13 protein-coding genes are annotated in these 19,463 nt (G+C 61.1%); 2 read left to right on the plus strand and 11 right to left on the minus strand.

The genetic code is table 11. From position 1 onward, the window contains the following. From ACFWAY_RS22325 to ACFWAY_RS22350, 6 genes are all read right to left on the minus strand, one after another. Positions 1–989: DEAD/DEAH box helicase family protein (locus ACFWAY_RS22325; protein WP_378512183.1), on the minus strand; the 989-nt coding region annotated here is incomplete at its 3' end. A gap of 274 nt (positions 990–1,263) precedes the next feature. Continuing rightward, a complete protein-coding gene (locus tag ACFWAY_RS22330; RefSeq protein ID WP_378512184.1) occupies positions 1,264–1,728 on the minus strand; it encodes a hypothetical protein in 465 nt (154 codons plus the stop codon). Positions 1,729–2,541: 813 nt separating this feature from the next. Then, the gene (locus tag ACFWAY_RS22335) at positions 2,542–3,327 is read right to left on the minus strand and encodes an HNH endonuclease (RefSeq protein ID WP_378512185.1); all 786 of its coding nucleotides are present in this window, start codon (positions 3,325–3,327) and stop codon (positions 2,542–2,544) included. A 62-nt stretch (positions 3,328–3,389) separates the two neighbouring features. Further along, positions 3,390–5,069, minus strand: a complete 1,680-nt coding sequence (locus ACFWAY_RS22340; protein WP_378512186.1) for an AAA family ATPase — start codon at positions 5,067–5,069, stop codon at positions 3,390–3,392. Positions 5,070–5,234: 165 nt separating this feature from the next. Then, positions 5,235–10,502 (minus strand): zinc-ribbon domain-containing protein, encoded by a 5,268-nt coding sequence (locus ACFWAY_RS22345; RefSeq protein WP_378512187.1) that lies wholly within the window; start codon positions 10,500–10,502, stop codon positions 5,235–5,237. Between the two features lie 241 nt (positions 10,503–10,743). Next, entirely contained in the window at positions 10,744–12,828 is a 2,085-nt protein-coding gene (locus ACFWAY_RS22350) for an N-6 DNA methylase (RefSeq protein WP_378512188.1), read from the minus strand. Between the two features lie 101 nt (positions 12,829–12,929). Here ACFWAY_RS22350 and ACFWAY_RS22355 point away from each other — a divergent pair, with 101 nt between their 5' ends. After that, entirely contained in the window at positions 12,930–13,382 is a 453-nt protein-coding gene (locus ACFWAY_RS22355) for a hypothetical protein (protein ID WP_378512189.1), read from the plus strand. A 520-nt stretch (positions 13,383–13,902) separates the two neighbouring features. Here ACFWAY_RS22355 and ACFWAY_RS22360 read toward each other — a convergent pair. The 4 genes from ACFWAY_RS22360 to ACFWAY_RS22375 all read right to left on the minus strand — a co-directional run bounded on the left by ACFWAY_RS22360 (position 13,903) and on the right by ACFWAY_RS22375 (position 18,039). After that, the gene (locus tag ACFWAY_RS22360) at positions 13,903–14,949 is read right to left on the minus strand and encodes a PDZ domain-containing protein (protein WP_378512190.1); all 1,047 of its coding nucleotides are present in this window, start codon (positions 14,947–14,949) and stop codon (positions 13,903–13,905) included. A 76-nt stretch (positions 14,950–15,025) separates the two neighbouring features. After that, complete coding sequence (locus tag ACFWAY_RS22365) at positions 15,026–15,250, minus strand: hypothetical protein (protein ID WP_378512191.1); 225 nt, start codon at positions 15,248–15,250, stop codon at positions 15,026–15,028. Positions 15,251–15,312: 62 nt separating this feature from the next. Beyond that, positions 15,313–15,516: a hypothetical protein gene (locus ACFWAY_RS22370; protein ID WP_378512192.1), complete on the minus strand. Its 204-nt coding sequence runs from the start codon at positions 15,514–15,516 to the stop codon at positions 15,313–15,315. A gap of 1,284 nt (positions 15,517–16,800) precedes the next feature. After that, positions 16,801–18,039 carry an HNH endonuclease gene (locus ACFWAY_RS22375; protein WP_378512193.1) on the minus strand — a complete coding sequence of 413 codons (1,239 nt, stop codon included), beginning with the start codon at positions 18,037–18,039 and terminating at the stop codon, positions 16,801–16,803. A 190-nt stretch (positions 18,040–18,229) separates the two neighbouring features. Between ACFWAY_RS22375 and ACFWAY_RS22380 the strand changes: the two genes are divergently transcribed. Beyond that, positions 18,230–18,499: a hypothetical protein gene (locus ACFWAY_RS22380; protein ID WP_378512194.1), complete on the plus strand. Its 270-nt coding sequence runs from the start codon at positions 18,230–18,232 to the stop codon at positions 18,497–18,499. A gap of 368 nt (positions 18,500–18,867) precedes the next feature. Here the strand turns inward: ACFWAY_RS22380 and ACFWAY_RS22385 are convergent, their stop codons facing one another. Further along, positions 18,868–19,104, minus strand: coding sequence for a hypothetical protein (locus tag ACFWAY_RS22385; protein WP_378512195.1), 237 nt, complete (start codon positions 19,102–19,104; stop codon positions 18,868–18,870). Positions 19,105–19,463 lie beyond the last annotated feature (359 nt).

Here is a 19,463-nt window from a genome sequence, read left to right on the forward strand (position 1 = left end):
ATCCGATCGCTGTCGAGCACAGTCGCGAAGGTCGAGGACTGTTGACCGGTACAGCGGTGCGCCTCATCGGCAATGACCAAGTCGAATGCGGGCACATGACCGAACGTGAACGCCTCGGCGATCTGTGGAGATGACTGGTAGGTGCAGAACACGACACGGGGGCCGGACCCCGTGCGCAGGAACTCGGCGATGTCAGCGGGGTTCGTGGTGACAGGCAAGCCCAGTTCGCTGACGTGCTCCACCGGGGTGTCCTCGCCGCGTGACACCGTTTCGTCGGAGCACACCGGCAGCACTTCGACTCGGTCCTGACCCTGCCACACTCGCATCGTCTGCTTCAACAGCGATAGTGATGGAACCAGCACCAAGATGCGCTGTGCGTCCAATTCCTTGCTGATGAACTGCGCGGTCAGTGTCTTACCTGTGCCGCACGCCATGATCAACTGGCCACGATCGGCGGTGTCGAAACCGGTGACTACAGCGTCGATCGCCTCTTGCTGATAGTCGTGAGGCCGGACGGGTTCCAACGTTGGTGATGGCCGTAGCTGTCCCGGGTCAGCCGGCCACTCCACGTCGGCGGTGAGCAGGTCGCTGAGCCCGACGAGTCCCACCGCCTTCTCCTGGGCGGCGATCGTGCGCCGGGCGGTGGAACTGAGCTTGTCGGTGGTGGCGATCAGCAACCGGTAGGAGAACACGGCCCTGGACGACTCCGCCAAGAACGTATCCACGTCAGCCTTGGTGACGGCGTACTGCTGGCCATACGCCTTCGCCTGAATAGCCCACAACCGCCCCACATGGTCTTCGGCGACCAAGTCGATACCGGCGTCAGGACCCCACCGGCCGGTCCACTCGTCCCAGAGCCACACCCGACGAAGGATGCCCCGATACTGGGGGTCGTTCGTCAGATACCAGCGGCAGAGATGTTCGAACTGCCTGCCACGTACGCGAGGATCCACGGCAAGAGAAGCGAGAAGGTCGGTGAACGTGGGCACGGTGATGAAAGCTACCCTCAACGGGTGACATCCCGGCACCTCAAAATCCAGACGCCGCAGGCCGCGATCATGATGACCGTATCGGTCCTATTCTCCTGTCCGTCCCGGATCCACAGCCCTGGCTACTCAGCGCTGTGCCGATCCCCCGTGATGCGGTCCGCGACCGGCGGGGCGTCCGGCAAATGGCCCTACCGGCGGTTTTTACTCGGGATGACGACGATGGGCGGGCGGCCAGCGCCCGCTACTCACCCCCTCTGCCCTTGAGAGGCTCCTTTCAGTGCAGCTTCGTTTCCCTACGGAAGGTTGAGATGAGAGATTCGGTAACCGACTTCAGTTTCTCTTGAGACATACGGGGTTCGAGCGTCTGAAGGTTACCGAGCTCCCACCGAACGATCTTAGTGGTGCTGTCGGAGTGGATTGAGTGAAGTGAATGGGCGCATTCATACAGATCGCCGGAACCGACAATCCTTATGCGCATGACCTGATACGCCATCCCCCGTTCGTGCTTGAGCAGAATGTTGATCAGGGAATTACTCAGATCTGTGCCATCGTAATTATGCCAATCGATGATCGTTTGGTTACGCGATGTTGATTCTTCGATGAGGGTAGCGACAGCGTCGGTCAACATCTCCCGCCTAGTCTTTTCTACCTCCCGCCGGTTCGCACTCCTAACTGTGAAGAACAGCGAGAATGCGGAGAATACCAACGCGCTCGCGGACAAAATTACCGTTACATTCATCGCCGCACTCCTGTTCTTTTGGTCGCAGAGTAGTTGCCAGCAACTCCATCCTGCCCGCACAGCTAGCCGACTATTCACCTGTTGGCACGAAGTTTCCCAAGAATCGATAGCGCTGGTCAGGCTATCGGAGTCTATGCGCCGCGGCAGGCACCACCACGTCTTCGATTGCTTTCAGCACGTCCTGACAGACCTGCCGAAGCCGCCGGCTACCTCCCTGGACCGACATGAGCGATGGAAGGTCCACGGCGCCCCGGGATCGTCGACAACCGCGGTGGTCAGTTACCCGCAGCGACAATAACGGATAGCTCACCAGAACCGCCATCGTCGTCGAAGGCGGCCTGCCGCACCGATTACCGGCGCGAATGGTGAACACGACCTCGGCGTGGCCGCGTACCGAGCGCGCGGCCCCGTCGCTGTACTCCGGCGACCGGGACGAGCGAGCGTCTACGTTGTACGACTCGGTTACCGCCCGAACCTGTGGCGGTGGTCGACAAACCCACTCCACACCCGACACCACCGGATGGGGCGGATGCGCCGCGTGAACGCGAAATTCCCAACCAGCAAGATGTTCTCGTTGTGGCGCCTGGCGAAGTCCGTGATTCCCGAGACCACCCAGAACGCGCTCACCACGCTCGAATGGGTTCATCGCCGGGAGAACTTGGCCCGCACACCCGGACGCCGAGACGCTCGACCTCCTCATCCGCTACGTGGAAGCGCGCTCAGGGTGCGACTCCAAGCATGTCCTCCGACCAGTCGCGGCATTGGCGCTGATCCAACGCAATACCGTTCCGAGCTACACCGAACGAAAACATTTCATTCAAACTCGGCGAACCCGCCGTTGCAAAACCACTCATCGGACGCTAGCGCCTGGAATGCGACGCCCTGATAGCCGTTAGTTCTAGCGACTTGGCGCGACTCGGCTTCGTCGGACAGGTAAGCCGATACACCGGCCGCCCCAGTCCTGTCTAGCAACTTCTGAAGTCTGGTCCGAAGATCGGGAATGAAACTGTTGGCTTCAAGCGAGAATCGAGTTAGCAAATCGAACACTTGTACATGATGCCGCAACCGCTCGGCCCGCAGCGCGCCCCAATTGGCGGGAGTACGGACGTCATACTCGACGCTAGGCGACTTCTCCCGCATGACACGCGCGAACAGCCACTGGTCGTCACCAAGACGATCAAAATATGGATGCAGAGTCTGCTCAATCGCGACAGCCGGAGTAACCTCTAGTTTTGATTTGTTGCATTCATTACAGGCTGGGACCAAATTTAGAGCCGACACACATAACGCCGGGAACTGCATCTTCGGCAAATGATGATCTAACGTCTTCACACGCCCGAACCCACAAAGCGGGCACCTTTCGTGAGGCGAAGACTGCATCAACACGTCGTAATATACTCGTCCGGCTTTCCGGCCAACCATCCCGTCTTCGTATACTCGCTTCACGAGCACCTCCGCCTCGATGCCGTCGAACTTGAACTCGTCCGATCTGAGTTCATGAAGGGACTCTGCGACAACTGCTAACTCGAACTCAAGTTCCGCTCGAACAAAATCCGGGAGCAGCGAAAGAACTTTATCGCGAGTTTCTGCGTCTCGCATCCCTGCGACACACGCTGGTAAGACAACAGCAATGTCGAACGAGGGCCGGTTTAGCGGAAGCATTACGCAGTGCCTCTATTCCGGTCCGCGAGCAAAATTCGGACCATCGCCTTGCCTTCCCCCCCTAGCTGACCATTGAAATGCCGGATTATTTGCTCGTACGTTTCAAACCGATCGACGGCCTGGGCGATCTCACGATGAAATCCGGAGCCCGTAACTTCGAGCCCAAAAACGTCGTGGGTCAAAGCACCAATACTCTCGCCGAACGTTTCCATTTCTGGCCTTTCGGCAATCAGAACATCGCCGCGGCGCCGCAACTTCCATACGCATCCGCTTGGCACCTCCTGCAGAACAACCGGAGAGTGTGTTGCGATCACTGCCACACCGTTTCGGTCAATCAACAATTCTGAGAGCGCTCGGATGAAGGCCGCGAGCAGAGGGGGGTGAAGATGCGACTCAGGCTCGTCGAGCAGCACCAACGATCGCTCCACAACCACCTCCACAAGGCGGGTCATCGTCAAGAGGACTATCTTGTGGCCAGAACTCATTCCGTCGAAAAGCACCCTCGCCTTCTCACGATCGGTCGCTATCTCCTCCTCGTTTCGCAATTCCGTTGCGCGATCAAGGAGGGAAGTTACGGCGTAATCCGCGAAATTCGGGTCGTTCTCCAGCAGCTCGACGGCACTTCGCCAGCGTCCGTGGCGACCAACCGAGATAATTTCCTGGAGACTGTCAGCGAACTCCTCTGCGAGTTCGTTTGCATTTTTCAATATCCGCCCGACGGCTTCGTCAACATCTGTCATAAAAACTCGCGCTGGATCTACGTTCGCCCTCAGTCCAACATAAGAAAAACTGATCCCTTCGCTTGAGCTTGAGTCAAAAAACTCTGGGTAATCAAAAGGGTCGAAAGCGCTAAATGCAACGGAAACAAGATTTACAAACGGCTCAGCCTCGCGGTCGGCCATATCCTCAATCTCACCAAAATTGTGATTATTCGGCTCCCGAAGAGTGCGCGCCAACCTTTGAAGGAGGGTCGTTTTTCCGACACTGTTACGCCCAATGATCACGTGCACATTCGTCGGAGGATTCGACTCGGGGTCAACATTGAAGGTTAGCTCCGGCGAAGTTAGGAAGTCGGTACCCGCCGGATACTGATATTTGAAACTGAAGGTAGAAAGGCGTACGCCGCCCTGCGCGATTCTCCGAAATTGACGGATTACCGTACCGCGCTTAATTGAACGAAGAAGAGACACATCTGTAACTTGCTGCGCGGAAGATACTTCGAAAGCGCTCTCGCTGTATGCGATGTCCTGTAGGGATTCGAAAACGTCGGCACGAAGAGGCTCGCCAAAGTCTCGGATCGTCTCGTAATAGCTATCATCTTGACCGAGAGAGAAATATTCCTTCGGCAAACCGGTGGTGAACTCCGAGCCGCCACTAAATGGTCGTTCGCGCTCGCCTAACCCAACGCGACCGACCTTCACCTTGCCGAGGTTTCTGAACATATTGGCCGTTCGAATCCATAGATCGTACGTCGTGGTGTAGTGATAGTCATCCCAGCTATCTGGCACCAGAACGAGAGCTGGGGGACCACTTTCCGATGGGTAGATCCGGTCGGCTTGTACTGCAACCCGCACGATGTGCCCTCCACTTGACAATACAAGATCATAGATTTCCGTCGAGACGGTCGTAACAGAATAGAGGGTCGACTCAGGCAGCTGGTTGGCGGCCGTGAGTTTCACTCACGCCGCGGCTACCGAGACCTATGCCTCCGCCCCTGTCCGAGGCGCCCCTCTAGCCGAGCTTGTGTGTACGCCGAACTCCTATCCCTTCCCTACGGATTGCAAGCCGTCAAATTCAACATGAGTCCAGACCCCAGTGTCAGAGAATTTCTCAGACATCGCCGATCAAGTGCCGAGCTTGATCGGAGATGCCATCTGTCGCGGAACCTGTTCCCCCTTGATCGCGCGGACAAACGTGAACTGCTCGCGGACATCCACCGAAAGAACGTCGAACCCGTAATCGGCAAATACCTGCTCAAGTCGGAGTTCGTCTGCACCGATGTGCGAGGTGGGCTCGCTAAGCCAGAGTTGTCCATCAACTGGGAGGATTCGGTGCGCTTCGCGCACATAGTCAGTGTGGTTCTTGCCCATAAGGGCGAGCGAGAGCACTGCCACATCGACGGAGGCGTCGTCGACCGGAAGTGCCGCGATATCGCACGCGGTAACTCGATCGTCGATGGCGACGTGATCGAATGGCAATACAGTGTGGGTCCCCGTCAAGTGGTCTGCGAGCAGCATCTCGCCGCATCCTAGGTCCGCGACTGTGTACGGACGTTGCCGCCTATTGAGCCATCCGGCAAACTCGATGGCGGGCACGACAGACCACTGTTGCCTCGCCCGCTTGTACAGATCGTGATATCGGAACCATTCAGTCGGATCTTCGGCCAGGCGTGTGTGCGTAAGGGTGGAACGCGTAGATGCCCAAGCACCGTTCATCCTTGACAGCTCTCCAAAGCGTGCGATCCTCGTGGTATCGGACATTCGGTCCACATCCTCGCCCAGGAGGCCGTCAATGGGTTTCCGCGTAATGGTCTGAGCGCCGATATCCTTGAGACGGCGCAGCCAGTCGACGCTCGACTTTGCTGCTTCTGCTGGTGTGACCAACACTCCTCTCGGAACCATCCCGTCGACCGCGCAATCGGACAATGATTCTTTCATCGCCACGCGTGCCCAGCGTTGCCCGCACCACGACCACCGCTCGACATCGCCGTCGGAATTAGTCACGTCAGCAAACGTTGATGGCACGACAACCTTGACAATGTGCGACTGTTGACCCTGTCGGTGAACTCGGCCAACTATCTGCTGATAGTTTGCGTGCGTCCACGGTAGGGTTGCGAAAATCAGTGTGTTACAAACATGTTGAAGCCCATCGACGCCGGTCGAGATTGCCTCGGATCCGATCAGAACATCGACCTGTTCTTGATCGGCGACCGGTTCGCCGCTTGGCCATTTTCCGGTGAACCGACTGAGTCCGTCCTTGTCGTCACCCGTGAATAGGCCGACCCGCAGCCCTGTAGCGGTCAGCGCTTGCATCAGGGGCTCGACGATTCCGGTCGTAAATTGGGTATAGATCAGGGTCTTTTGTCCGATTCGGCTTTCGGCGACGATGGTGTCGAGTTTGTCTGCCAGCAAGACTTGGTCGAGCGCGGCCGGCACGGGGTGCCCTCCGAGCGCAATGACATCGTCGAGCCGGTGTGACACGTCGATTGCCGGGGTCGTGAATTCGAGTTCGGCCGCGTACTCGGGCATCCACCTCGATCCCACCCGAACGAGATGTTGGTGCATTCGCATGGCGTTGGGAACCGTGCTTGCGGTGTCCAGGTCCTCGAGTTTGACGCCCTCGATCATTTCGAGGAGGCTTCGTGCTTCGTGCAGGTCGTTGACCACGGGGGTTGCGGACATTCCGAGAACTGCTAGCTCTGGATTCGATTGGCTCGCCTCGACTGTGAGAGCGGTCAATACTTGGCGCCGCTGGGACGTTGGAGTGTTCTGGCGTTCCTTGACGTAGTGCACTTCATCGATCACAAGCATGTCGACACGGTTGTCGACAATGAGGTTCTTGATCGCACCCTCACGCCCTGGGAGTCGGTCGTAGTTGAGGATCAACCACCGCGGACCTGCCCCTCTCACCCATGTAGGCGAGAGTGTTCTCGACGCGACTCGAGCGTCGGGATAGCAGTTCTTGATGGAGCTCGCCCATCCTGCGACGACGTTGTTGGGACATATGACCAGCACGATTCCACCGTCGTGACCGGCGTGAAGTAGGCCTGCGGCGAGGATGGCCGAAACCGTTTTTCCCGCGCCGGTGCCAGACCAGTTGCCGACGCGCTTGCGGCTGAGAAGCTGTGCAGCGACGTGCTTCTGCATGAGGTTTGGTTGGGTGACTTCGGTGGCGTCGCCTACTCTGAATGACCAGTTGCCGGCGGGGACGAGGGCGATCGCCTGCTCATACCCAGACCGGAAGCGGAGGCGAATGCGTTCTGAGTATTGATTTGAGCGTGGTTCGATCGTCTTGTCGAGTTCAGTTTGCAGCTCGTGGCGCTGCGCATCGCTGAGATGGCGCTCGTCGAGTCGGTAGGCGATCTTCCAGATCTGTTCGGCTGCAGCGATTGTCAAGTACTCTGCCGTGTCCACGTCGGAGCTTGCCAGAAACTTCTCACCCATCGCGAGCACTTTGTCGACCGTGAGTGAGGGCAGGCCGGCGTCGTGACTATCGCAAGTCGGTTCGTCGTCGGTATTCGTGTCGTCGGATGTTGCAGACGCAGCTTCGTCCGGTGTGGGGATGTCGCCTGCGGGGTTGAGACCTTCGACAACATCGGAATCGGGCATGTCCTGATCGGGAAGGGGCGAATCAGAATCCAAATCTGCCAGCCCGATGAGGCGTTGCGGGTCTGCGAGAAGGTCGGTGATGTCGCTGGCCTTCGTTGATGCCAGGACACCGGCTTGCTGACAGATGGCATAGAGCATGGCTGGGGTCATCGAGTCGGCGTGCTCTCCGAGATCGGCGACGAAGCCCTCGAGCCGGCGTGCGTTCCACACCTTCACTTCACAGTGACAGCCCATCTTCTGATTTGTGCGCCACAACACGGGCATTTCGAATTCGTGGCCGCATGGACCGAGCCACCAGACGCGCTTGTCGGTCTTGGACGTTACTCCGCTGGGTGTCAGGGCGCCGTTCTTGCTGGGATGCCACTGCGCGGCGATCGCCGGGAACAGGGACGCAAGGTCATTGAACCCGGCCTTGACTCGGCGGCCTGCGCAAATGGGGCAGCCCTGGCTTCCCCGTGTTCGATCCTTGATTGGTGCGTCCCACTCATGCCCGCAGCTGATGCCGAGCCACCAAACTCTCCGGTCGTTGATCGCGGTGATGTGCTCAGGTCGCGCGTCGCCGTTCTTGGTGGGGTGCCACTCGGATGCCACCTCCGGGAATCTCGACTTGAGGTCGTTAAATCCTTCGAGCACGCGCAAGCCAGCGCATATCGGGCAACCACTGGCGTGACGAGTCCGATTCGCGACTCGTGCGTCCCACTCGTGACCACAGTGGCCCAACCACCAGACTTTCCGGCTGGTTCCGGCACTGATCGCGTCAGGAGCGGTGTCGCCGTTCTTTGTTGGATGCCACTCCGCCGCGACGTCGGGGAACTGCGAGGCGAGATCGTTAAAACCGGCAATCGTACGCAGCCCGGCGCACACCGGGCAGCCGGTGTTTTGACGGGTCCGATTCACAATCGCTGCGCGCCACTCGTGCCCGCAGGCACCGAACCACCAGGCGGGCTTCGCGCTGCCAGCGAGGATGCCGTCAGGAGTGAGGTCACGGTTCTTGGTGGGATGCCACTCTGCTGCAATCTCGGGGAACTGCGACGCAAGATCGTTGAGGCCAGCAAGGACCCGTTTTCCTGCGCAGGTCGGGCAGTTCGTGCCCACCGTGGTGCGGCTGACGACCGCCGCGCTCCACTCATGGCCGCAAGGTCCAAGCCACCAAGCGTCGCGATTGCTACCCTTGCTGATTTTGTCTGCGGTGAGGTCGCCGTTCTTGGTGGGATGCCACTCCGCCGCCACCTGAGGGAACTGTGACGCAAGATCATTGAAGCCCGCAAGAACACGGCTACCAGCGCAGATGGGGCACGCTTGGCCGACCCTTGTTCGGTTGGACACCAGGGCGTCCCACTCGTGACCGCAGTGGCCTAACCACCACACCTTCTTGTCGGACCCAGCGCCGATTTCGGCAGCCGTGACATCCTTGTTCCTGGTGGGATGCCACTCCGCCGCCACCTCGGGGAACTGCGACGCAAGATCATTGAACCCCACAAGAACACGGCGACCAGCACAGATGGCACACCCCGTTCCTCCTCTGCTGGTTCGGTCATTGACTGTTGCGTCCCACTCATGGCCACAAGCACCGAGCCACCACACTCGCGTCGCCGTGCCTGCCGCAATCTGGTGTGGCCGCAGGTCGAGATTCTTGGTCGGATGCCACTCTGCTGCGACGTCGGGAAAGCGGGTGGCAAGATCGTTGAACCCTGAAAGGAGTCTCCTCCCAGAACATACCGGACAACCAGAGCCGCTACGGGTCCGGCTTGCAACCAGTGCGTCCCATTCATGGCCGCACCGGCCCAGCCACCAGACTTTTTTCTCGCTGCCGGGGTGGGTGGTATCGGGTGTGGTGTGACCGTTCCTTGTAGGGTGCCACTCGGCGGCAACCTCGGGGAAGAGAGCACGCAGATCGTTTACGCCCGCATGAATCTTCCTTCCCGAGCAGATCGGACACGCACGCTTCAGCGCCGTCCGATCCACAATTCGAGCTTCCCATTCATGCCCGCATCCGCCCAACCACCATGCGGAGGATTCACTGTTCGTGAAGACGGATTCCGGAGTTGGCGTGTTGTTCTTGGTGGGATGCCATTCGGCGGCTATTTCTGGTGATCCGGTCGCCAAATCGTTGGACCCGACGGCGACTCTGCGGTTGGAGCAGACCGGGCATCCGTACTGCCGCTTGGTCCGTTTGCGAATCGACTGGTCCCATTCGTGACCACACCGTCCCGACCACCATGCAGTTTTGGTACTGCCCGAAAACACACTTTCCGGTGCGAGGTCACCGTTCTTGGTGGGGTGCCACTCGGCGGCAACCTCCGGGAATTGCGAGGCGAGGTCATTAAACCCGGTCAGAACCCGCTTCCCCGAGCAGATTGGGCAGCCGGCGCCGATGCGGGTACGGCTCGACACCGGGGCGTCCCATTCATGGTCACAGGGTCCACGCCACCACACCTTCGTATTGCTTCCCGCGCCAACCTGGTCCGATGTCACCGAGCCGTTCTTCACGGGGTGCCAATCGGCGGCAATGTCCGGACGCTGCGAGAGCAAATCGTTGAATCCGGCCAGAACCCGCTGACCCGAACAGATAGGACATCCGGGACCTCGTTTGGCATGGTTGTTGATCGCCGCATCCCACTCGTGTCCACATTGCGCAAGCCACCACACCTTCTGCTGTGAACCGGCACCAACATCTGCAGGAGACAGGCCGTCGTTCTTAGTGGGGTGCCACTGAGCGGCGACGTCAGGACGGCGCACCGCAAGAGACTTGTGCGTATCGCGGATCGGATCGAATTTGGCCATGTTTATTCCCACCCTGTCTGACTCATACCTTGCACGCTGGGGCGCCGTGGCAAACCATACTGGTTTTGATTTTCAAAACTATTCTTGCCCAATACATGTCAATCCGTTTCTGGAAGGATTCGCCAGTTCGTCCGCTTTGCTGGCAAAGCCCTGTTCACCGCCGGTCGCAGGGAGTTGGGCACCCGAGGTGACTGCCGTCCGACCACCACGTGCGCATTCTCGCCGATAGGAAGGAATGGCTTCACGCTCGTGCCATTGCAATGCCGCTGGCCGCGGCATCTGCGAGAACACGTTGAAGGTAGGCGGCGGATCGAGCGATGCCTTGGCCGTAGGCGGCGATCTTGTCGATTTGCTTTAGGTAGGCGACGACTGATCGCTGGTCGATGATCGGGATTAGCGGGATGGTGACGTTCTTCGATTGGACTCTGGGCACGATGCTGCCGACCGTGACCGGCTCCGTAATCAATCTTGATGTTAGGCATAATGCTAGAAACTCTGGATCGAATTCTGCCGCGTCGACGACGCGGAGGATCTCGGCGTGAGAATTGGGCAGCCACCCCGCCTCGTTCCACACCTTGGCGACAACGCCGCTTGGTGTGGAATGGGCGACGACGTCTCCGGGCTGAGTCAGAGTTATGTTGCCGCGCACGGTGTCCGGATCGACGTATCGAATGTCCTCGTCGGTAGCGCGTCCGTTGAGGGCTTGCAGGGAGAGCACGGGAACGCCGGTCTCGGGATCGGCGTCGAGGACGCGGCGATCGAGGCTGGCGCCGCGATGGATTTGGATGGCGGAGAGCAGTCCGATGGTCGTGTGCCGTGAGGCGAGTCCGGTCTGAGGTGCCCAGTCGGTGTCGATCGTTGTTGTGATCCCGGAGAGGGCTTTCTCTAGGTTTGTTTGGGCCTGATGGAGTGCCTGGACAAGGTCATCTACTTCGGGGCGGTTTGCGGCTTCGCGCCACTTGGAAGGATCAAGGGAGCCCTGAGGCGACAGGATCTCCCGCACGGGTGCGCTGAAGGCGTAGTCCGCATCGGTGTCGACTGTCGCGGTGGCGAGCCACCGCCGGTAGGTGCGAACCGCGGTCGAGAAGTCAGGTCGATCGCTGCGCCGCTCTGGCTTGGCGAGATCGATGAGCAAGACGTTCTCGGGATCGCGTACCTCTCCTGGGCGTGCGAGCACCAGAAGGCATAAGCCGACTCCGGTGTTTCGCACTACACCTGGAGGGAGCGCGATAACCGCTTCGATACAGCTTTGACGAATAAGGCTTTCGCGGATGGCCCCGGCGCCACCCATCGTGTTGAAGAGGACCGACTTAGCGCATAGCAGGAGTGCGCGACCCCCCGGGTTGAGCCGGAAGATAGCGTCTTGCAGGACAGCCCAGTGCATGTCTCCGCGAGGCGTTCCAAACATCCACCTCGGGTCGGTGTCGTAAATCCGCTGATGCTCGTTGTTTAGTTTCCTCCCCAATGGGGCGTTACACACAACCGCATCCGCTCGAAGATTTGTAGGCATGTCGCCGGCGATGACGTCACCGCCGAGAGCGGTGAGCCTGAGGCCGGCAGTCAGCGTCCACCGCATCGTCGATTCGAGGGACGAGTCATAGGGGGACGCCACCGTCAGGTCCGCTTCAGGCCGGTGCAACCCACACGTCGCAATAAGCGAACCGCTGGTGCAGTACGGATCGAAGATGCTCTTTGCGGCCTCAGGAAGGAGTTCGGCGACCATTGCTGCAAGATCAGTAGGAAGAGTCGCTTCCCAGGAGTGTTCGGAACGGGCGGCGTCGACGAGCGCATCGTGCATCGACTGTAGATTCTCAACCGTGTCGATCTGGCGAAGGACGCGTTCAACAATGTCGATGTCCTGGCGGCGCGTCATAAGCAACGGAGTAAGAATTGGGAGCGTGTCGGTCACAGGGCTAGAGCGTGTCCACACATTCGCCGCCTCGATTGCATCCGATAGTTCGGTGCCATATACGCCGCTTGTCCAACGACAAGCTTCCGGCAGGATCTCCGCGCGGGACAGGTGCGCGTAGCAAACTGCCGCGCTGAGGACGTCAGCGTGCAGTCCCTGGTTTCGGAGCATGTCGAGAAGTTGTGCGACGATCTTTTCGACCCCAATGCCGCGGAGTTGCTTCTCCGTGGCCTTTCCGTTCGCGATCAGCCAGCGGAAGATTTCCTGCCGGTCGTACAAGGGACTGCGCGGGGTACCGGCCACGGGCTCCGGGAAATCGTCTTTGCGACTCTTCCAGTTCGTGATGGTGCCCCGGGTGACGCCGAGGATCTCCGAGATCGCCACCGTAGAGATGGTGTCGGTGGCCGAGGTGGTCATGCGTGCTCCTTGGCGAAGGCATCAAAGGACAACTGGGTGAAGGTTCCGGCAGCCATTCGCAGACGCCTGGAAGCGGTACCGAGTCCAGCGGCGATCTGCACATGGACACCTCCGACGGCCAAGGCTGCGGTGATCTCGGTGAACAGGCCGTCGCCTGTGCCGATGCAAATACTGGAGAAACGCTCCGCCACACGCTCTTCGCGGAGGACCTCAATGAGGGCGAGGTCGGCTCCGTCCGCGCCCGAGCGAACGCAGAACCGAGCGGAAGGAAGCGCGCCACGGACGGCGAACACGTTGTGATGCGAGACCCCCACCACGACATGATCCGACCGTCCGATCCCAACCTGCCCCTGATACGCCTTCAGTGCCCCTCCGGCGGAATCTTCGGTCAGATGACTAGCACCACAGAGGTTCTCGATGTCCAACAGATGCAGACGACGAGCGTCGCGCCGGCGACGGGACCCAATGAGGACGTGCGTGGACTCGGCGGCGCGGACCCGGGCGGAATGGAGGGTGACAACGTTCATGTTGACCTCGCTCTGTCGACTGCTTAGGTGATCGTTTGCTCTGTTGACGAACATACAGATTGAACGGACTGTATGCAAGTACACAGTTTACGAGTCAGTTGATCAGTGTCACGGCAGGCTGTGTACAAGTGCGCTGGATCAAGGCGCCTACCTGGACCGCTTAACAGCAGCGGCGGACCGAACGCCAAGGGGCAGAGAGGATGCGGTGCTGAACCAGGTGGTCGAGTAGTTGATAGAGGAGCGCGAAGAAGGTGCAGATATTGGGCAGGAGCTCGTCGAGGCCAGATCATGCCGACCAACGTCGGCCAGTGGTCGAGCGGCCCCCGGTTGGTTGGGCCGTACCTCCGCCGACCCCAACCAGATTTCGCGGGTGGTGGCAACGTTGTACCGAAGCGTCGACAGAAGGATGCCGTCGTCGTCCGCCTGGACCCCCTAACCGCCAAGCCGGCGGCGCGATCACCCAGGTATCGAGCAATCGCCGAGAAGCAACTACCTTCGATCTAAGGTTGCGCCCGAGGTGGAGCGGTCGGCCCTCGGGCCGATTTCGTCAGATGGTGTGACTCGCGAGGCGTCCCGACGGGGCAGTCTGCGGGGAAACCGTGAGAGAGGACGACCCGTGCGTGGAGGGGTCGACCACGGTCAAGGTGAGTGAATGACCCGCCTTGTCCGTGAGCGCGACGAGCAGGTCGGTGACTGTGCGCACCGGCGCATCGTCGGCTGCGGTCACAATCTGCCCCTCGCGCATCCCCGCCCGCGCCGCAGGTCCTCCGGCCGAAATGTCGGCGACCTCGAGGCCCGGCGTGCTCCCCGCCGCCGGGTGGACCTGTATCCCGATAAAGCCTTCGATCGGTGCGGACGGTTGTGCAGCGTGCGGGTCGGCCAACGAACCCAAGGTGACCGCGACGGTGCTGTCCTGGCCGTGTCGACTGATGAGCAGCGTGACCAAGTCCCCGGGGTGATGAGATCCGACTTCGTCGAACGCGTAGACGGGTTTGCCGACAGGTACGGCGGCGCCCTTCACGCCGAGAATCAAATCGCCCGGCTGTAGCACGGCGGACGCGGGTGATCCGGGGATCGTGCTCACCACGACTCCACTGCCGGTGGGCCCGTCTCCCTCAGAAGGTTGGCCCAGCCATGCTCCGAGCCATGGTCGGTCATCGCTGAGATCGATGAGGAGACCGGCATTGCCCCGTGCTCCGATGGTTCGGGTGTACTTGCGTAGCGGACAGCATGCTGGAGCCCAGGGCGGAAAGTAGTCGCTGGTAACGTTGAGTGTCTGGGGACCGGTGTCCGGGCCGTCCACCTGCACTGTTGCGTTCATGTCTTGGTTGCTGCGGTAGGCCAGTTTTGCGACGCCGTCGCTGAGAGAGACGATCCCGGTCAGGGTCAGCGGATGATTCGCAGTGGAGTCGACACCAGTGATCAGCAGGTACGCCGGTTTGTCCTGATCGGCACGAAACCCCTTTACCGTCACCGACATCAGACGATTGGTTTGAGGAAGCAGCGGCACCGCGTCAACGGATCCGGCCGCAGTCATCGAGTTCGCGGCATCGAACGTGACGTTCCACCGCTCAGCGATCGCATCGTAGGACAAGATCTGAACGTCCTGAGTCCCACCATCAACCGGTTTGCCCGCGTCCAGACCCGGACCGGCAGAGACGACAATCCGATCAGGAGTGGGCCCGCCGCCCAAGTCGAGGGCACTCGTCGTCACGACCCGGTAGTTCGGGATGGAGGACCGACGAATAGTCCGGCTCGGACGCAGGGGACGACAGCACGGACGGTTGTGCCGTCGTCGCCAACCCGTCGGACGCCGAGACCGAGCAGGCTGTCGCGGCCAGCACGATGCCCGCGATGGTTGCGAGTACCCACAATTTCACCACCGCATCATCCACTGTCGGACCATGTTGATGCAGCGCAGGGGGCGGAAACGGCGCTCTGCGTCACTGCTCACCACCTACTCGACGGCGCCGTGGGTCGCGGCAGCGTGCAGGTAGAGGTCGTTGTCGTCGATGTACGCGAGGTCGGGATCGATCCGGCATCCGACGATGCGGCCGTGCGGGGTCACCCAGATGGTGCAGTCGCGGACCCCACCGGGGATGGTCAGAGTAGTGCGCGTGGTTCTTGCGGAGATGATGGACAGGCCGACGAGGATGCCCACGCAATCCAGTGCACGCAGAACGCGGCGGACCCGGCCGGAACGCGAGCACAACCCATCCCGCACGTCCACGAATAGAGGACGTTCGCATCCGTCCGTGCCCCTGCACTTACCCGAACGAGGACCAGGGCCCGGGTCATCTGGTCGACATCCTCGAAGCCGCGAAAATCGCGAAGGCCGCCAGCTGCCGTGCCCGCAACTTTTCCCGGTAGTCGATCACGTCGCCGCTCTTCAGCCGGGTGCAGGTGTCGACCTTGTGTGTGCTCGGAGCTCGCCGGCCCGGAGCAGTGTCATCAGGGTCGGGCGGGAGATGTCGAGCAAGTCCGCCGGCGGCAGGTGGCTGGTTATGGCCCGCCGAACCTTGGCGACACCACCCCGCGGAGTCCGTTGCTTCATTCCACTTCGTTGGCGTTCGATCTCGCGCGGGTATGCCTCGCATATGCTCCTGCGGACAGGGACTCCGAGCCGCCGGCTTGACCGCCGTGTCGATGGTCACGGGAAAGGGAACAGTGCGATGGTCGTGCACTCGAGAAGTTCGGCGTTGGGGTCGGTGAACCTTGCGGGGTCGCCGAAATCGTCGCCTCCCCCGCAGCCATACTCGGAACAGACCTCGACGCCTCACAATCCACGGTCGACGACACACCTGTCTACTGGGCTGATCGCGCGACGACGCCATTCTTCATCGTCGCGAGCGCGTTCGGCGGCCTGGTCGCGATCGCCGTGTGGCTCGATCTGCTCTTCGGGGTGACGTTGCTGCCCTGAACTGGGGAATCACATCGACGACGCTGAGTACGAAGATCCCCTCCGGGAGGCCGTTTTCCTCCTCCCGAATCGACCGCACCCGGACCGAGCCGCCAGTCTGCTACCGGGCCCCACTGTCAGCTACCCGGACCGGACTTCCACCGGCACGCGACGACGAACTTACGAACACGACACGATCGACGACCTCGAACTCGTAGCCGCTCCTCTCGGGTCCTGCTGGACGCGCCCCACCTCGGATACAGCCGGGGACGTGTGCGGGCGATCAACTTCTCGCTTCGTCCAGCCCCACCCCGCAGGCCACGCAGCGCCGTTTCCGGTCCCAGGAAGGCCACCCAGCGGCGAGCGGCTCCGGTTCATCGAAACCAGGTCCCGATCCGTGCCCACCGCCCTCAGAAGGGCATTCAGCGCCTCCGCAGCGGTGATCAGGATCAGCCCCGGTGCGGGTCGCCTGGTCGCCAGCTCGTTCACGAAGACCGCCCGCTGCAGACAGTGGCGGCAAGGTCACCGACGTGCACCCGGATCTGATCAGATAGCGCGCAGCCCTGAGGGCTCGGATCGCCATTCGTCCCAGTGCAGCTGGACCCAGGCCTTCTGCTTCTTGCTGAGCGTGATCCCCACCTTGTTACCGTGAATATCACCGTACGACGGATACTTCCGGATCTCGTCCGTGACGTCGATGGTGCCGCCACTGTCGATCGCGATGAGACCGTGGTCGAAGAGCCGGTGGAGATCGCGGCGGAGCAGGAGTCCGCCTTCGCTGTCATGGACTCCGACGTCCGCGTAGCTGTACAAGTGGCACGCTTCCAACGTCTCCGCTGGTGATGGTCCGGTGAAGGCACAGTTCAATCCGTAACGCCGGATGAGTTCCGCGCGAAAGGCGGGTTGCCCGACCCGAACTCGGACAGGGCGGGTTGAGTGACCTCCGCCCGAGAGCTGTCTGCTGGTGGCTTCGACGATCGTGAGCGGCTGTCCCGGTGCGGCCGATTCGACCGCTGCCCGGAAGTCATCCCAGCGGAGTTCGCGGATACTGTTCTGTGAGTAGTTCTTCACGCAGAGTGCGCGTAGTTGTTGGGCGTCGAGTACACCGGCGAGGTCGACCCATCCCTGGTCGTGTGTCGTCCGAAATGTCTTGACGTTTGACTCGGTGAATGTCGGCTCGTCGAATTCGGTTCCACAGTCGTAGCAGCGGTACCGCGGCTGCAGTGTCTTACGTTCCAGGTAGTTCGTGGTTCCGCACTCTCTGCATCGACCGATTGCCTTGGTCTTCTCACCCTCGGCGATCGTTTCGATCACCGAGGCGCCGATGAGGTCGTTCTGGTCCCAGACGACGATGGCGTCGCCGGGACAGACTTGGCGTGAGTTCGCCACATTGCTGTCCCAGCTGTAGTGGCTCGCGGCGTCGTCGTCGTACTTCTCCCCGCCGCCAAGTCTGCGGTACTCGGTTTTGGTCATCACCAGCCAGGCGCGGCGCTGCGCGGGTGCACCCTGCGGTGCCTTCGTGAGGGTGAATCCAAGGGATTCGAGCGCTCTGACCACTGTGTTTTGTCCGCCGGAGAATTCGGCTGCGGTCAACGCGCGGCCGGCGGCGTAGGCGTGGGCGACGCCGGCAATCGCTTTCGAGTCGTACTCGCGTCCGTCGTAGAGGACCCGGTAGAACCGTGCGGGTGCAAAGCCGTATTTGGCAAGAAATTGGTCCTGCCCGAGTTCGTCGCACTCCGTGATGGCGTCGAGCACCGATTCCCGGGTGATGTCAGCGAGGGTCACGGCGAAACAATAGCGGGGTGGGAAAAATAGTCGTTGCTCAGCACGCCCCAAACGAGGCCGTGTCACCGCTCTCCAGGCGGATAGACGGCTCCACGACAGTCGGCACGTAAGACTGGACCATAAGGGGGCGCCCCGGCAGCATCACGCGAATTCGCCGGGCAGGGTGCATGTATGGGGGACGAATCCCCCTTTGCCCGTAGCCTCCCGTGCGGACTTCTTCCCGATCGTGCAGACAGGTCGTGGGGATCGTGCGGTCAAGGCTTACATCGGCAGTGCAGTGCGCGAACTCCCACGGATCGGTGTCCGTGTGTTCGTCGACACTCCAGGACAGCACGTGTCCGTGCCCAACGCTGCGTCTCTTCCCGACCACCACGATGGGCGCAAGGAGCTCGGTGACGGCGGCAGGGTTGCCGACGGCCCGCCACACCGGGTGCCGGCGCACCGTGAGGAAGCGGCATGACGCGGGAGCCGAATCGGCCCTGGCGTTCGGACACCAATACAAGTAGCTCGGCGGACATGCGGTCGAGGGCGTGTTGGTCTGGGCGGGGGGACCAGTACTGCACGTGTTCTGCGCGACTATCTTCGGCGATCACGTCTCCGAAGATGACGGTCAGGGAATCAGACATCGGGGCTTCCTGCGGGTTCGCGTTTCGACTACGGAAGGTAGAAGCGCGTCACGCCGTGTTGCACTCCTTCGTCCGGCCGATCTCCGCGCCACCCAGACCGGGACGTGCCATGAGCGCAGGTCAGCACAGCAAAACGCCCTGCACCCGCCATACGGGTGCAGGGCCTTTGCCATCCCTTTCTGCGCCGGACGCGCCGACAGCGTCAGTCCACCGTCAACTGGAAGTCTTCGGGCTCGATCGCGATGTCCGAGACGGTCGCGGTGACCTTCTCGAAGTTGGCCTTCGCCTCCCCACCGACGATCTCCCGCTGAAGTTCGTTGACCACGGCGTTCTCCCACGCGTCGGGGTTCTCGGCGACCGCGTCGACGTACACGTCCTTCGGCAGCCGCACGCGGGCGCGGACGGTGAACTCGAGTTCGATCAGATGCGGGTCGTTCATGCGTGTGCGCTCCTCTGGCAGTTGAGATGTGGATCAGGCGAGTGGCAAGGCAGACCGTGGATGCAGGTCGGTTGTGGCGGCCCCTGCCAGGCCGCCGTGGTGGTCATCGTTCGCAAGGACCCCGCCCTCGTCATCGCCGCGTTCAGTCGACAGCGGCCACCGATGGGCGCCCCCGCCGCACAACCGTAAGGCAAGCTCAGAAGCCACGCGGACGCACCCTTGCGATCTTCGGTCCCCTATGCGCCGCGCGTGCGTGGGCCGGGACCTCACTGGGTGCCACCATCGGCCTCGACTCCGGTCAGTTGCCGCGAAAGCGCCGAGGGCCAGGGCAGTGGTCCCGGAGGTCTGCCTGTGGGACA

This window comes from Rhodococcus sp. NPDC059968, assembly GCF_042738615.1.
Classification (GTDB): domain Bacteria; phylum Actinomycetota; class Actinomycetes; order Mycobacteriales; family Mycobacteriaceae; genus Rhodococcus_F.

What these genes read in the sequence shown, in the direction of transcription:
- ACFWAY_RS22330 (WP_378512184.1), bottom strand. Translation starts at nt 1,728, where the DNA reads ATGAATGTAACGGTAATTTTGTCCGCGAGCGCGTTGGTATTCTCCGCA.
- ACFWAY_RS22335 (WP_378512185.1), bottom strand. Translation starts at nt 3,327, where the DNA reads ATGCGAGACGCAGAAACTCGCGATAAAGTTCTTTCGCTGCTCCCGGAT.
- ACFWAY_RS22345 (WP_378512187.1), bottom strand. Translation starts at nt 10,502, where the DNA reads ATGGCCAAATTCGATCCGATCCGCGATACGCACAAGTCTCTTGCGGTG.
- ACFWAY_RS22350 (WP_378512188.1), bottom strand. Translation starts at nt 12,828, where the DNA reads ATGACCACCTCGGCCACCGACACCATCTCTACGGTGGCGATCTCGGAG.
- ACFWAY_RS22355 (WP_378512189.1), top strand. Translation starts at nt 12,930, where the DNA reads ATGGACACCTCCGACGGCCAAGGCTGCGGTGATCTCGGTGAACAGGCC.
- ACFWAY_RS22385 (WP_378512195.1), bottom strand. Translation starts at nt 19,104, where the DNA reads ATGAACGACCCGCATCTGATCGAACTCGAGTTCACCGTCCGCGCCCGC.